At 35.5% G+C, this 15,777-nt stretch carries 11 protein-coding genes; all 11 read right to left on the bottom strand.

Annotated elements, in window-relative coordinates; genetic code table 11:
• Window positions 1–16: 16 nt before the first annotated feature.
• Entirely contained in the window at window positions 17–1,105 is a 1,089-nt protein-coding gene (locus tag DXA07_RS10850; RefSeq protein WP_008402700.1) for an MFS transporter, read from the bottom strand.
• A gap of 257 nt (window positions 1,106–1,362) precedes the next feature.
• Entirely contained in the window at window positions 1,363–2,265 is a 903-nt protein-coding gene (locus tag DXA07_RS10855; RefSeq protein ID WP_008402701.1) for a HAMP domain-containing sensor histidine kinase, read from the bottom strand.
• A gap of 220 nt (window positions 2,266–2,485) precedes the next feature.
• Entirely contained in the window at window positions 2,486–3,163 is a 678-nt protein-coding gene (locus DXA07_RS10860) for a metallophosphoesterase (RefSeq protein ID WP_348980823.1), read from the bottom strand.
• Between the two features lie 311 nt (window positions 3,164–3,474).
• A complete protein-coding gene (locus tag DXA07_RS10865; RefSeq protein WP_021944957.1) occupies window positions 3,475–4,254 on the bottom strand; it encodes an amino acid ABC transporter ATP-binding protein in 780 nt (259 codons plus the stop codon).
• A 12-nt stretch (window positions 4,255–4,266) separates the two neighbouring features.
• Window positions 4,267–4,953: an amino acid ABC transporter permease gene (locus DXA07_RS10870; RefSeq protein WP_008402705.1), complete on the bottom strand. Its 687-nt coding sequence runs from the start codon at window positions 4,951–4,953 to the stop codon at window positions 4,267–4,269.
• 52 nt (window positions 4,954–5,005) lie between these two features.
• The gene (locus tag DXA07_RS10875; RefSeq protein WP_021944958.1) at window positions 5,006–5,797 is read right to left on the bottom strand and encodes a transporter substrate-binding domain-containing protein; all 792 of its coding nucleotides are present in this window, start codon (window positions 5,795–5,797) and stop codon (window positions 5,006–5,008) included.
• A gap of 136 nt (window positions 5,798–5,933) precedes the next feature.
• Entirely contained in the window at window positions 5,934–7,184 is a 1,251-nt protein-coding gene (purM, locus tag DXA07_RS10880) for a phosphoribosylformylglycinamidine cyclo-ligase (protein ID WP_118484608.1), read from the bottom strand.
• A 374-nt stretch (window positions 7,185–7,558) separates the two neighbouring features.
• Window positions 7,559–10,849, bottom strand: a complete 3,291-nt coding sequence (locus DXA07_RS10885; RefSeq protein ID WP_118484610.1) for an ATP-dependent RecD-like DNA helicase — start codon at window positions 10,847–10,849, stop codon at window positions 7,559–7,561.
• 286 nt (window positions 10,850–11,135) lie between these two features.
• The gene (locus DXA07_RS10890; protein ID WP_118484612.1) at window positions 11,136–12,875 is read right to left on the bottom strand and encodes an AlwI family type II restriction endonuclease; all 1,740 of its coding nucleotides are present in this window, start codon (window positions 12,873–12,875) and stop codon (window positions 11,136–11,138) included.
• Window positions 12,876–12,877: 2 nt separating this feature from the next.
• A complete protein-coding gene (locus DXA07_RS10895) occupies window positions 12,878–14,143 on the bottom strand; it encodes a DNA methyltransferase (RefSeq protein WP_118484614.1) in 1,266 nt (421 codons plus the stop codon).
• A complete protein-coding gene (locus tag DXA07_RS10900) occupies window positions 14,122–15,588 on the bottom strand; it encodes a DNA methyltransferase (RefSeq protein ID WP_118484615.1) in 1,467 nt (488 codons plus the stop codon). Before DXA07_RS10900 ends, DXA07_RS10895 begins: the two co-directional genes overlap by 22 nt.
• Window positions 15,589–15,777 lie beyond the last annotated feature (189 nt).

A 15,777-nucleotide genomic window follows, 5' to 3' on the forward strand; every position in this document is an offset into this window, starting at 1 on the left:
TATACAGGTGTTACAATTACCACCATGAAAATAGAATACCTGTAAGCGGTGACAACACGATCATGATCATGGAAAATGTAAAAGATTCCATAGAGATCAATGTTGCCCTCTGTTCCGAAGGGAACATATTCTGAAGTATCGTATTTGTTCTTACCTGTAATGCATCATCACTAAATGCCGCAATAAATCCACCTAATGTCATAATCACATAATTACCAGAATGTTCCACTGCTATACCAAGAAGAACAAGGAATCCGGTTAATACAAATACTGTTCTGTACCGTAAACGATCACACAACAGAATCACCCTTGCTCCAAGGATTCCTCCAAGTTCCATAATAAAGAGTGCCATTCCAAGCAAGGCATTTGGGATTCCACTCTCCGGCAGCTTAGCCTGTAAGAAAAATAACAGTAAAATATCCCCTGCTCCTACCAGCGAATTTACCAACATCAAAACTATTGCTCTCCTTGCATCCTTTAGAAACTGAATACTTTCCCACCAGCAGTCAACCAATGCACGGACAATTGTATTTGCCTTATGATCCCTGTGTTCTCTATGTTCCCATATTCTATTTAAAACAAATATCTGAACCAGACACATTAAAATATCCGTTCCATATGCGGCTCTATAACCAATGTATAACGCAAATCCTGCACACAAAGTTGATATTCCATTACACAAACGGTATATACTCAACTGATCTGATTCATATTTTGCATAATAGGATTCTTCTCCATAGATTTTTAAAGAATCATATGCTAAAGCATCTCCCGATCCTGATGAAAAATTGTAACTCATCGCATGAAGTGCAATAGACAGACATATCGTAAACAAATTCCCTGATGCGATCATAACAACATTTGCAATCATTCGTAAAATACTGCTCACAATCAACATATTTTTTCTTCCAAATACATCCGCAAATATTCCTGACGGTATCTCAAAAATAATGCTGGTTACATGAAAGACCGTTTCCACAAAACCTATTTCGACCAAACTATATCCTCTGGCAGCCAATATTGCCACCCAAGCCCCTGTTAAAGATAAATTTCCAAGGACGGATGATGTGTATAAATATCCTATTTGTTTTCTAATTGTGTTCATAAAAAAATCTCCTTATCTATTTTTCTTAAATGGATAAGGAGATAGTGTACTTTTTTATTACGTTTTATATCATTGTTCTGATATATGACTTGTTCTAAAAAAAGGCGCACTATCCCCGTAAGGAACACATGTATAACCTTTTTTCAGTTGTAGATTTGTCATTTTCCAGAACATAATCTTAATCCTTTCAATATCAACTCATAGAATTGTACGGTTAGGATAGCATATCCTGCCTTCATTTGCAAGGGTATAAAAACTCACTTTATTCGCAGCATTACCGAAAACTGCTTATCTTTTACCTCTGCTGAAACCACATGCCCCAGCTTATCGGCCAGGCATTTTACAACATATAAACCAAGTCCTGCGCCTTCCTCCCGGCGGGAATTGCCACGGTAGAAGGCGTCAAATACATGGTCGATATCGATCTCATTGTCAGCCTCTATGTCATTCGTGAATGTAATGGATACTCCGTCCGCATCCTGTTGTAAGCAGACGCTGATTCTGGTATCCGCATATTTTCTGGCATTAGAAAAGAAATTTGTAAATATCCGGTTCAGCACTTTCTCGTTGCTCTGAACCCAGACTACACTTTCCGGTATGTCAAATGCTGCCTGAATCCCGGACTCCTGAATCCATTCATACTGCTCCAGCACAAGTGCTGTCAAAGTTCTTGCCACATCTATATTCCTGATGTCAATGGCTTCATCCTTTGCCTCTGCATAAGATACCTCAAAAAATGCATCCGACAACACACGGAGATACTCTGTCTTTGCGATCGCGATATCCAGATATTCCATATCCCGGTCGTCTATGCGTCCACCTTTTTTCATCAACTGCAGATATCCTTTTACTGCTGTAAGGGGTGTTCTGAAATCATGAGAAATGCCTGCGATCACATTTTTCAGTCTGGTTCTGTCCTGCTCCAGCGCACGGTTTCTCTCCTTGATCTGATCCGAATAATCATTTAACGCTTTTGCAAGAGCTACGATGTCACGATCAAAATATTCCACATGGATCTCCTGATCCACTCCTCCATGCAAGCGTTTCTGAAGCTTGGCTGCAAATATCCGCATCTGTCTTTTATATTGTATCAAACGTATAAAAAGGACTGCTGCCAGTAAAAGCAACAGTCCTGAAATTATGATATACCATTTATCCATGTATACAAATTCTCCTCAGGCTATCAAAGATCCAACACCCTAATTGAACCATCTTTTCTTATAGCTATTATATGATAACACATATGATTTCTATGTATTCCCGGTCGTCATATTTCTTTATCTTTGTCCGGTTTCCGCCATATATTCACAGATGAGATGATTGATCTCTCTGTCATCTTCAATCGCAAGTAGCTTTGGCATATTGTTTCTCCATAAATCGTTAGTTTTTACATCTAAGCTCTACGCACACAACCTCCGGATAATTGAACAGGCGAACCGGAATTATGCTGTTGCCAAGTCCCCTGCTGACTATCATTTCTGTATCTGCGCGGTTATATTTTCCTGATGTGTATTCCGGTAAAAATCCCTGATCGGGTGCAACGATCCCCCCGACAAATGGAAGTCTGATCTGTCCTCCATGTGCATGTCCGGTCAAGACAAGATCAGCTCCGGCATTTGCATAGTTCTGAAGGTACTGTGGCTCATGCGCAAGTACGATGGATAATTCATTTTTCTGCTCCTGAAGCAGATTCTTTAATGTCTCATCACTCAAATGCTGATCATCTAACCCGATCAACATGAAAGAGGAATCCCCTTTCTCAATGCAGACGGCTTCATCATCCAGATCATATGCTCCGGCAGCAAGGATCCCCTGCATCATCTGTTCATTTTCCGATGGATCAAGCCAATATTCATGGTTGCCGGTCACATAATATACCGGTGCAATCTTCACTGCTTCTTTCACAAATGCTACCGCACGTTCCACATTTGTATGATTAGAATCCACCAGATCCCCGGTAATAACGATGATATCCGGTGAACAGCTTCGTATGGTTTCTAACAGCTTCTTATTCTCTTTTCCAAATTCAGCGTTGTGCAGATCCGATATCTGTACGATCCGGTATCCATCGAGATCTGCGCCAAGCTCTCAGATTCATATGTATATGTGGTAATTACCAGATGCTTATTCTGAAACAGGCAAAACGGAATCAAAATAATGATTATAAGCATCAGAATTAGGATCTTTTTGTGTGGTATTTTTTTCATCTTCATCTATTCACGGTCACAAATAACCGCTCCCATCTTTTATCTATCGTCTTTACCCTGCGATACTTCCTGCCTATAATATTTTGATACAAAAAATAACGCACGGCAAATTTTATTCCTCTTATAGGATATAAAATCATTTGTCGTGCGTCAAATAAATAATTATGAATATGATGATAAAAACTGCTTTGTACGTTCCTGCTCCGGATTGTCAAATACCTCTTCCGGTCTGCCCTGCTCAAGTATATATCCATCATCCATGAATATAACCTGACTGGCTACGTCTCTTGCAAATGCCATCTCATGAGTGACAATTATCATCGTTGTCTTTTTATCTGCAAGATTTCTGAGAACCTTCAGCACTTCGCCGGTAAGCTCCGGATCAAGAGCTGATGTCGGTTCATCAAAACACAGGATATCCGGCTGCATAGCAAGTGCTCTTGCGATCGCAACTCGCTGACACTGCCCGCCTGATAACTGATGTGGATAATTGTTCATCCGGTCTCCTAGTCCCATCTGACGCAGAAGATCTTCGCCCTGTACTCTTATCTCATCCAGTATGTTCTTTTTATTTGCCTTATAGTCCGGTCTTTCCTTTGCCAGAAGCTCCCTTGCCAGCATAACATTCTGAAGTGCTGTGTACTGCGGGAACAGATTAAATGACTGAAATACCAGTCCAAAGTGCAACCGTTTCTTCCGAACCTCCGACTCCTTAAGTGTCTCCGGCTTATCCGTATCGAGAAGGATCTCATTATTTACACGGATAATTCCGTTATCCGGCATTTCAAGGAAATTCAGGCAGCGAAGCAATGTAGTCTTACCACTTCCTGATGATCCTATGATCGACAGAACCTCTCCCTGCTCTAATGAGAAGCTGATATCCTTAAGTACATCGGTCTTACCAAACTTCTTTTTTATATGTTCAACCTCTAATATCGCCATACAGCTCCTCCTCTATCTGAAGAAATCCAGTTTCTTCTCTAATTTTCCAAGTAAAACAGTAAGTACACCATTCCAGATCAGATAATAGAATGCGCAGAAGAACAATGGCCATATCGCACCTGAGATTCCCTGTGAACCTTTCATGAACGCCTGTCCTGCCCAGATAATCTCCTGCAACGCAATGATACGTGCAAGTGATGTATCCTTAACCAGCGTAATAATCTCGTTGGACATTGCAGGTACGATCTTCTTTATCATCTGAAGAAGCTTGACCTTAAAGAATATCTGTCTTGGAGTCATACCAAGCACCAGACCTGCTTCCTCCTGTCCAACAGGAATTCCCTGAATTCCTCCACGATATATCTCTGAAAAATAGCAGGCATAATTCACGATAAACGATACCGATGCTGCCACAAATCTTCCGCCTTCGCCACCACCCCAGATCGGGTTATGGAATACAAGTCCCGGGAAATAATAGATGATAAGCATCTGGATCATCAGAGGTGTGCCTCGAACGATCCACACGATAAATTTCATAAGATAGCTGAGTGGCTTAAACTTTGACATAGAGCCAAATGCTATTAAAAGTCCCAGTGGAAATGCACCAAGCAAGGTCACAAAAAACAATTTTAAAGTTTGAATAAATCCTGTATTAAGCGCCCCAAGTACAATTGGGAGCTGTTCAAAAAACAAATCCATAATAATTTTCTCTCTAAGTAATAATCAAAATAACCGTCTTATAGTCTGTTAATTACTCTGTAAGTGCTGCCTGTACCTTGTACTTCTCTGCACATTTCTCCATAGATCCATCAGCCTTGCTGTCTTTGAAAAACTTGTTAAGCTCTGCTGCAAGATCAGAATCTTTTCTGAAACCTACACCATATTCCTCACTGTTAAGGCCTACTGTATATGTAAGATTTGCATAGCCTGTGCCTTCTCCTACCATAGCTGCTGCCATAAGGGAATCGATAATAGCTGCATCAGATGTTCCTGCTGCAACTTCCATAAGTGCATCTGACTGTGCCTTAACTGCTGTATAATTAAGTCCAAGTTCCTTTGCCTGATCTTCTCCGGCACTTCCTGCTTCTACAGCAAATGTAAGTTCCTTAATGCTGTCTACTGTCTGGTACTGATCTGCCTTGTCCTGTGGCACGATCACTACCTGTGCATTGTTGCAGTATGCATCAGAACATGCCATTGAGCTTGTAACCTCGTCTGTAAGTGTCATACCGTTCCATACACAGTCGATTGTCTTACCATCAAGCTCCATGATCTTGTTGTCCCAGTCTATCTCTACGAATTCTGCTTTCACGCCGATGCTCTCAGCAAATGCGGATGCCATGTCTGCATCAAATCCAATCCAGTTACCTGAGTCGTCTTTGTAATCCATTGGTGCGAAATCTGTAACACCAACAACAAGAGTTCCCTTTTCCTTTACATATTCCAGATCACTCTTTGAGTCATTTGATGAATCTTTCTTTCCACAGCCAACCATAGAAAGTCCCATTACTGCTACTAAAACCAGTGCTACTAACTTTTTCATGATTATTTCCTCCTGAATATAATTAAAAAGATATATGCCTGCCCCTTCCGGGCGCAACACGATAACATAGTAACAGTTTATCATAATAAAGTCAAACGTAATCTTATGGTTTTTATGAATTTGTATTTTCCAAGAACTACAGCCAGTTAAGCCTGTTTTCAAATTTTACTTTGCGGTCTCCTGATTCTATAACTCCTATCTCATAGCAATCATAAAACCGACTGACATGATGCATTACTGCTGCCTTATCTTTTTGATTCGTCACAATATTAAAGCCTACACCACAATTAAACGTCCGCAGCATTTCTGCGTCACTGATATTCCCATTATTTCTGATATACTTAAATATGTCTAATATCTTTATTTTCGACAGATCGATCTTTGCACTCAGTCCCTCCGGAATTATCCTGCACAGATTTCCTTCTATACCACCGCCAGTGATATGCGCCATGCCATGTATAACACCTTTATCAAATAAATCTTTGATTGATCTGTAGTAAGGTGTATGTGGTTTCATAATCTGCTCTATAAAGGTTAAACCATCTATCTTATCCAGTTTTATCTGCGGCATTTTGTCCATCAATAACCGTACTAACGAATATCCATTTGTATGTAAGCCATTTGATGCAATTGCCAGAACTGCATCACCCTCTTTGATCTGGGAACCATCGATTACCTTTGATCGTTCAACAATTCCAGCAATACTTGAAGTAAGTACATATACGCCCGGGTCAACAACCAATGGCTGAATAGAAGTTTCCCCACCTACCAGAGAACATTCATTTTCTTTACATGCATCTGAAACACCCTTAACCAATGTCTTTATTGTATCCGCTTCCGCATTTCCACAAACAATCGTGTCAAGTACTGCCAACGGTTTTGCACCCATAACCACAATATCATTTACTAAATGATTGACCATATCATGGCAAATAGATTCTGAATATCCATACTCTATCGCGAGTTTTTGTTTTGATCCGGGTTCTTCAGATTTTAATACCAGAACCGGATTTTCAATCTCCTGAAATTTTATATCATATAAAGAAGCAAATGGTCCCAGACCATTTAAAACACGGTCATCCTTTGTATCCAAATGTTTTGCCATCTCTCTTTTAATGGTATCAGTATAGGTTATATCAATTCCCGCCTTACTGTAAGATAACCCTTCTGCATCTCTTTCACTCCCTGCCAGGATTTCATCAACAGACACATCCAACACAATTGCCAAATCTCTTAATATCTCAATATTGGGATAAGTTGTTCCATTTTCCCATTTTGAAATTGCCTGAAAAGAAACCTTTAGCTTATCCGCCAACTGCTGTTGCGTCATACCAAGACTCTTTCGTTTTCCCATTATAAAATTTCCAACTTTAATACTGTCAAGCATATAAATACCTCCGTTTTTATTTTATAATAGTTTACTTTGCAAACACAAAACAATAACCGCAAAAGTGAGTTTCATGCAGGGATTCAACCATGCGTTGAAAATGCTTACAATTTTATAGATCTAAGGAATAAAAAATCCCATAGATACTGGATTTTTCCAATATCCATGGGACAAAATCGTGTTTTGAATTATCTCTTTGAAGGTTGTATACGGAACCAGAAGTGGCTTAAATGCTGTGGTACTTGAATAAAGTGTTACTTGTGGGTGTATTATTCAGAACACTGTAAGACTATCCATAACTACCAACAAAGTTTATTCAATACTAAACATATAACATTTTACCAACATTTAAATATTCGCATATATCATTCGTCCTAACGATTCATTCTGTCCTTAATCAACTGAAAAGTTCTGTGTTCTACCTCTTGCTCCGTAAAACTCTTCACAATAGCATTCATGGTTTCAGCACTCCAAAAAATCTTTAGTTTTTCTTTTGCACGTGTTATGGCTGTGTAAAATATAGAATGTGTAATTCTTTCCGCATTACTTGATGGAATTACAACCTTAACTGACTTATATTCCAACCCCTGTGCCTTATGAATTGAAATTGCATAAGCAATCTGAAATGGTATCACCGTTTTTATTCTATCTTCCTCTGATAATTCATCATCCCAAGCAATGACCTCTAACTTTATCCTTGTTCCATCATCAGTATTTTCAACATACTCAAAAGATTCATACTTACATTGTTCTTCAGTCAAATAGGTTTTGATATCTATTGTAAATACAATTGATGAGACAGTTTTTACTATATTCACTATTGTTCCTTTTAAATTATTATATAACAATGATGAACGTCTAGTATCTAGGAAAATAATTCTATCTCCGATTTTAAAAATCCATTCAGCCCATGAAAATTCTTCACTTTTTGTATTTGCATTTTGGAAGTATTGATTCATATTATTTAAGCCAAACTTTCCATCATAATTCAAGCACAATACAATCTCATCGTCTTCTAAATCAAATATACCCTTGCCCAAATCTTCAGAAAATGGTCCATCCATTGACAATTTCTCAGTAATAATAGGTCTTTTTTCACGAACCTCGTCCCATAAACTATTTAATTCTTCCTTATCTGTTCTCCAAGTATGTAAAAGTTCAATATTAGATCCCTTTGTACTAATAATATCCTTTGCATAATAAAACCAATTTCCAAAATCAATTGACTCAATCTGATATATATCTCCAGATAAAACAAGTTTAGTACCTTCACTTATTTTTTCAAGAAGTGCTTTCATTGTTCGATTGTCAATTGTACTACATTCGTCAACAAATACAATATCAAAATCCACAGACTCATTACTTTTGATCACACTGTCTATGCTGGAAAACTGTACATTATCTCCCGCATCACACACTCTCCTCTGTAGATTTTGCAATGCAGTGTGTGTTTTTGCCAAAAACAGTTTTTTTGATTGATTCATCATTTGAGAAATATATTTTATTAGTGTTGTCTTACCTGTGCCGGCAGCGCCATATATCAACATTACTTGAGACGATACAAAAAGATATTTCATTGCAATCCTTTTTAATTCATCTTCAAACTCTATCCCGCACTCCCTAAGATATTTCTCATTACTCTTTTGCTGCTTTCTATTAGGAATATGTGATAAATCCAATAACCTTTTCAGTATAAAAAACGTTGTACTTTCATAGGATTCAATGGATACTACACCTTCCTTTTCGTTTATCATAAATCCATTGTTTCGTTCCCACAAATCTAATCCACTATTATATTTCTTTATTGCTTCGTCGCTTGCAATTATTTTTTTATCAAAAAATAATTCACCTGTTTCACTAATCAACTTCTCAATTTTTAAATATGGTAGTACTCTTTCAACTTTACGTCTGTCATCCACAATTTCGATAATATCTTTTATATCACCTTTGCTTGTTCTTTTCCCTGCTAAATTTGATATAAACGGCTTTTGCTCAAATGGATAACATTTGCTTGTAATATAAAGCTCATCCAAAGATCTGCTATTATATTGATTTGGCAATAGAGCCTCCAATATTTCTTCTCTCAGATTCAGCAGCACATATCTAATAGTATACCTACCCACTTTGTTTGAAGGCTTTGCATAATTATTTCGTATCTTTAAAATAACCTCTCCAAAATCATGTGTCTTCGTTGAACCATATATATGATCATAAACCTGTTTGAATCTTTCGTCGCTTAAATTGACAATTTGCAATAAATCCATCTCTGTATCAGTCAAAAATTTCATCAATTCAACATATTCTCCATAATTACGATTAATCTTCGTATGTAGCATTAACATTTTAGCCAACTTATTTAAGCAGACAGGATCAATTGCAACTTTCCAATTATTTAATATCTTTATTTTATTTTTTATTTCCCAAAGCTCCAATTCCGCCTCCGTATAAGCAATTTGGATTGAATACCTTGTTGAAATATACTGTTTACTGTAAACGGTTATCCTATTGTATTTTGTTGCATATAATCCTGCAAGTTGAAGTGTAATCTCAAAATATCTTTCTCCATTAACAAAAAATGGAACTGTTTTTTGAATATAATATCTTGAAACTCTTACATTTTTTGGAATCAAATCAGCACTTGCGATATTAGCTGCAACTAATTCATAATATTCTTCGTCTAATGTATCCATATCCAATGGAAACTTTGACAAATTATTCAATACTTCAATTTCAAAATCTTTTTTCAAAAAACTTCTTATTTCCCATAAATAATTATAATATTTAAGCATCAATCTTTCTGATTGACCTTCTTCGGGTATTCGGAGACCAATATACTTTAATCCTCTCAAGAAGTTGTATAAATACTTAGTTTCGGATTTAAACTGAGAAACCTCCCATGCTAATTTCTGATTTATATCCGTATATCCAAGCTTCACGGCATTTAAAACTAATACTGAATAACATAAATCATATAATGCTCTAACAATCTTTCTTGATATAGTATCACGCAAATTAGGATATTTGCTAACATTTTCAATTTCCATAGATATCTCTTCGCATCTATACTGAACAATTTTCAATGCGTCTTCTATTTTCAGACAATCATTATCTAACTTCTTTAAAAATAAATGAGTATCTACAACTTGGTCCAATTTGTCACAAAACAAATCAATACTTTCATCTGTATCTTTGATTTCATCTTCTTTATATAACTTGATTGTTACACTTGATTGCTCAAAATTAATATTCTTTATAAATGAAGGTGACATATACTTCCAGAATATACGTTTTTCTCCTCTTACGTCAGGATTAAGAACAATAAATAAAATCCCTGGGTCAGCAGTAACCTCATATGCTATATATGCTGGAAAGGCTAAACTCTTTAAACTGTATGAAATAACTCCATCACTTTCAGTATAATCATGTGTCCCCTTGATTTGTACAACAAAATTTTGTTCTGGACGTCTAGATTTGTCCGGATTTGAAACATATTCAAACACCCCATCATGATTAGGCCACTTATCATCACTTGCAAAAGAAGTATTAATCCTTCCTTCGGGATTCAAAACACTTTCTAAATAGCTTACTGCAGAGCGGTCTTCTGCAGAACGTACCGTGTGTGTTGAAATATGTCGTTTTAATGTTTCAATATATTGGGAATTCATATTTATCTCTCCTTGTATATCTTTGACTAAATTGCAAAATATTTAGTTTTTAATCAAGAGATTCTTTTCTGAATTAACTATAATTTTCCTGTCATCAACAAGTCCGTCTATTTTCATTTTCTGAAATAATTTTGTCAATTTCTTTACCTTTTGTTCTTCAACCAATATGCCATTCAGAAAATCCATAAGCAACACAAAAAATCCACTTTTTCTCGTGTAGTGCCACTACTATCAGTAGTAGATAATATATTTTGTCTTGATATTAATGCATCCAATATAGTTGTGTTTACATTTTCTTTATCTTTTCTCTATCTTTTGTTAACAATAACTCAACCAACTCTTTATCCGTAATGCAATGTAGTTCAATCCCATATGGAGCAATAGTAGACTTCATCGCTGCTGTATTTCTTTCGTGTATTGTAGGTGCGCAAAATACACCAACAACATCTTTCCCTGTCTCTTGCTGATACAACCTTATATGATCAGGAACTGATGAACCTTCTGCACTAAATTGTAATGACTTCGCCTTTATTGTCGTCAATTCAATGACAATATGTAAATCATCAACTGTAAATACAATATCTGGTGTACCGGTCTTTCCTCCTGGTGCTTGAGTAGGCAATCCATATTTACCAATCTTACCATTCCATATGACTTCATCAACAACTTTATCATCTTTGAGAATACTCAGCATTTTATAAACATAATATTCAAAGTAAGCTCCCCTTAATGATTTATCACTAGTTTTATCTATACCTGTGACTTTTGACAAAGTATTTAAATAGTTTAATGTCTTTCCTGCAAAATTAGTTGCTTCACAATGTTCTTTAATTTCCTTTGCTACTTCCTCTAATGTTTCACTTGCTGCTTCTAGATTACTTAATTTACCTTCAATTTCATATTTTCTTTGCTCAAATGTAGGGCATATATTAAGCACTTCCAACTCTTCTCCAGTTGAAATATCTATAATTTTTATATCATATTGCTCATTTACAAACATAGGGAACTGCAAAACACCATTTTCATCGATTAAGTCATCATACTTGCATATTCCATCCTTAAATACCTGTACTAAAAAACTACTATTAACTTTATTTATAACCGAAATATCTATTGGCGGATAATCTCTGCTAGGATCACCAATATAATCTATCCACAACTGCAAATTATCTTCAAAATCGTATATTTCTGTATTTTGATATTTTGAATTCAACATTTCTACAACATATTCCATATATGTATCATTAATTTTTAGGGCTGCAATTGCTCCATTCCTGTTATTAGGAACCACTTTCAATTTATCCATAATACCAGTTATTTGGCAAAGCGAAATAAAGTAACCGGCCGAAGAAGCCTTAACTAATGTAATGTTTCCAATGTGTGTACTCTTAAATGCATTAATAAGAGCTTCTCTATTTTCCATAGGCAATTTGCGAAAATTCTCAATCTCTTGAACTATCACATCAACTTCATCTTCATTTCTAACTTTAAACAGAAAATATGCAATCTCTTCCTGATCCAAATACCCAACCTTCAACAATACTCTCAACATAAATCTAAACGGAAATACATATATATTTTCACAATCTTTATTTATTACAGGGTTTGTAATCTGCAGTTTTTCCATCTGCTTCAAAACTACTTCCGATTCTGTTATTAACAAATCCTTTCCCTCAACAAGATTCGGGACTTTCACTAACTCATCCTTATGCCTATGCCACAGGGCCATGCCCGCCTCTGTAAGACAAATTGTATTTGGCGTACTATCAGTATTAACATATAGGAAACCTAAATATTGTGGAATTGATGCCACTAACGTTCGAATTGCTTGTGGCGATATGTTTTTTCCATCCTTAGTTGCTCCCCACTTTTTAAGATTTACTCCTAGATTATTCTGTTTCTGTGGATTCCAACTCGTGCCATCATATTTTCTTTCGATTATTCCGTCAATTAAGCAAATTGTTTGATGCAAATTTACTCTCTTAGGTATTAACCATATTTCTTTCGTCCTATTTTTTTGTGCCATAGCTAAGCTCCTTTCTCCAATACTAATACATAATCCTTATTAATCTTTCCTCCCATACCTTTTCTAGGTATTCTTATATAAGGGTTTTGTATTACATAGTTAAAATACTGCACTGTTTTAAAACCTATTTTATTTGCGATTTCTTCTATTACCCTCCAGCTTTCAACATTTACTTTTCTAATTGTACTATTTCCAATAACAATTACATACTTACCACATATATTCATCTGACTATAAACACAGCGTAAATTATCTTCCATATCTTCAAAAAACTTCTTTACAATTAACGCCCTTTTCTCATCTTGCTCAACAATCTGATTATAATATGCTTTTAGTAAGTCACTTTTTTCCAAAATACCAAGCTCACTTTTTTCTTTCTTCATATTTATTTTTTCGGTTCCCACATACTGACTCTTTTTTTTCCTCAACATTTCCTCAGTCAAAGTATCCAACCATAAATTTTCAAGTCGCATAGTCCTGCCATAATCAAATGCATTAATGTATGGCGGTGATGTAATTGCCAAATCAATTCCTAATGGCACTGAAAATTCTAATGCATCCCCCTGTATAATCACTGCATTTCCCATTTTTTTGACATGTGTTAATTCTTGCATCATTTGCCTATATCTTCGGAAAACTGATGTAAATTCTTTTTCAACAGTCGGAGGAATTTTAATTATTTTATTCGACACATATGGTTTCGGTGACGTATCATCTGCATTAGATACTCTCTTTATAATTGAAGCCATACACAGTTTAAAGAAATCTCGTACATCCTTATCCTCAATATTATCAATATATGCTTTCATTCTGCCGAGTTCATTTATTGTATTTTCAGAAAACCAATGTTCTAAATTAGCAATCGCAGGTATAAACAATTCAACATCATCTTGCTCAATTGTATTTATGATTCCCGAATAGCATTGATCTAGTAATTTCATTTGTGCTGAACCTAAAACAGTTGTCTTTACCTTTATTATCAGTTTTGCAATATCGTCAATTTCTGTCCCATATGCATCAAGTCCATTTACATTAGCTTCCAATAAAGTTGTTCCACTTCCTGAAAACGGATCAAAAATAACCCCTCTCTTTTCAGAAAGGTACGTTTTTATTCCCCATCTTGGAATTTCCGGTATAAATTTACATGGATATTTAAACATTCCATGTGTATAGGAATTCGGATTTGCCTGCTTTATTGTATAAGTTGCTCCAGTTTGAATATTCACAGGCAATGACTCAACCTCTATTATTTGTTCTTTACTAGGCATACAACACTCTCCCTTAAATATTTTCCAGTTTCTTTTGTCATCTCATATTGCTGAGAGCTTGTAATAATATATCTATCCACTTCTATTTTATCAACCTTAAAACCTATCTTTTCGGCATACTCAGCCAATATTAAATCAGCTGGAAATACAATTCCTCCATATGCCGAATTGCCAACAACTATACAACAAAACCCCTGGTCTACTAATGACGCATAACTTTCATCTAGTACTTTAAACATATCATCATAATATAATTGCAACATTTTTGGTATCTTTTTATCCCATAACTCTTTTTCTTGCAATTCTATCAATAACTTTGTCAATGTTTCACTTTTTGCTTTCACTTCGATATTTAAATCACCATTCAGATGAGAATGCAAAGACGCATTTCTCAATTTCTTTAAATCAGCGTATTCTGACACAAACTTACCAAACCATAATTCCAACTTATAAATCTCTGTATAGTCAAAACAATTTGCATAAGGAGGCGAAAAAATTATACCTTCAACGCTTTCCGGCTTTATTTGCTTTGCCATATGTAGGCAAGTCTCGTTATATATGGTTGCATCTCCAATACTTTTACTTTTAAGCAAATCAATATACACATTTTGATATTCTTCTAAAAACATTACTCTTGCGTCATCTACTGTAATCACTCTAGGCTTAACATATTTTTTAATTTTTAATCCATTTCCTGCCTTTCTATAATTGCATAAAGGTTCTAAACATGCCAACCAACCTAATTTCAATAAATTAATAATTTTTTCATCTGCTTTGCACTTCTCAATAAGCATACCAATATTCATATAATACTTTTCAATTTCATCAGCAAAAACTTTTTCACTAATAGATAGCTTTGGTAATACATATGCTTCATCTGCCTCCTCAGCATTATGAAGTATTTTCTCATATTCTTTCTTAAATTGTTCTATGATTTCTTTTGTATATTTCTCTAATTTACACTTTGATAAAAAGAAAGAAAAGGGATTAACCTCAAACCCCACTCCTGAATATCCCATATCATTCGCGGCCAATAATGTACTTCCACTTCCCGAAAATGGATCAAGTATGATTCCCTCTTTATGTTTTGAATACTCTCTTATCAACTGTTCTACTAATTCGACAGAAAACCCTTCCTTATACCTATACCATCTTTGAAATGGTTTATTCAAATCATCTGAGTAATTCAACAAACTTGTATATGTCGCATTAACACTTTCTGGATATATAACTCTATATTTATTCTCAAGATTTATAAATTTTTCATAGTATGCTTTCATTCTCTTATATCTTCCATCATTTGGTTTTCTTGTGTTAGATGGTATTAGCCATGTTTTTCCTTTTTTAATAGCCCCGGTGAGTCTACCATCCTCACATAGAATTGCTACTCGTCTTGCACTAATATTCCATCTCTGTGATATTTCCTTCGTTGTTAAAAATTCCATTATTCTTCCTCCATTAAATCCATTTTATATTATATTCTGTTATCTGAATAATATCAAGAAGTTTTCATAAACATGTGTTCTTGTAGGATTACAATACATGTGTTACAACTGAATATAAAAAAAGCAGAGATGCTTCTTTTGTGTTATATTTTAGTCACCACAACAAAAAAACAAAAAAGGAGTTCTCTG

Source organism: Clostridium sp. AM54-37XD (assembly GCF_003478225.1).
Lineage (GTDB): Bacteria > Bacillota > Clostridia > Lachnospirales > Lachnospiraceae > Coprococcus > Coprococcus ammoniilyticus.

What these genes read in the sequence shown, in the direction of transcription:
- DXA07_RS10850 (WP_008402700.1), bottom strand. Translation starts at nt 1,105, where the DNA reads ATGAACACAATTAGAAAACAAATAGGATATTTATACACATCATCCGTC.
- DXA07_RS10855 (WP_008402701.1), bottom strand. Translation starts at nt 2,265, where the DNA reads ATGGATAAATGGTATATCATAATTTCAGGACTGTTGCTTTTACTGGCA.
- DXA07_RS10865 (WP_021944957.1), bottom strand. Translation starts at nt 4,254, where the DNA reads ATGGCGATATTAGAGGTTGAACATATAAAAAAGAAGTTTGGTAAGACC.
- DXA07_RS10870 (WP_008402705.1), bottom strand. Translation starts at nt 4,953, where the DNA reads ATGGATTTGTTTTTTGAACAGCTCCCAATTGTACTTGGGGCGCTTAAT.
- DXA07_RS10875 (WP_021944958.1), bottom strand. Translation starts at nt 5,797, where the DNA reads ATGAAAAAGTTAGTAGCACTGGTTTTAGTAGCAGTAATGGGACTTTCT.
- purM (WP_118484608.1), bottom strand. Translation starts at nt 7,184, where the DNA reads ATGCTTGACAGTATTAAAGTTGGAAATTTTATAATGGGAAAACGAAAG.
- DXA07_RS10885 (WP_118484610.1), bottom strand. Translation starts at nt 10,849, where the DNA reads ATGAATTCCCAATATATTGAAACATTAAAACGACATATTTCAACACAC.
- DXA07_RS10890 (WP_118484612.1), bottom strand. Translation starts at nt 12,875, where the DNA reads ATGGCACAAAAAAATAGGACGAAAGAAATATGGTTAATACCTAAGAGA.
- DXA07_RS10895 (WP_118484614.1), bottom strand. Translation starts at nt 14,143, where the DNA reads ATGCCTAGTAAAGAACAAATAATAGAGGTTGAGTCATTGCCTGTGAAT.
- DXA07_RS10900 (WP_118484615.1), bottom strand. Translation starts at nt 15,588, where the DNA reads ATGGAATTTTTAACAACGAAGGAAATATCACAGAGATGGAATATTAGT.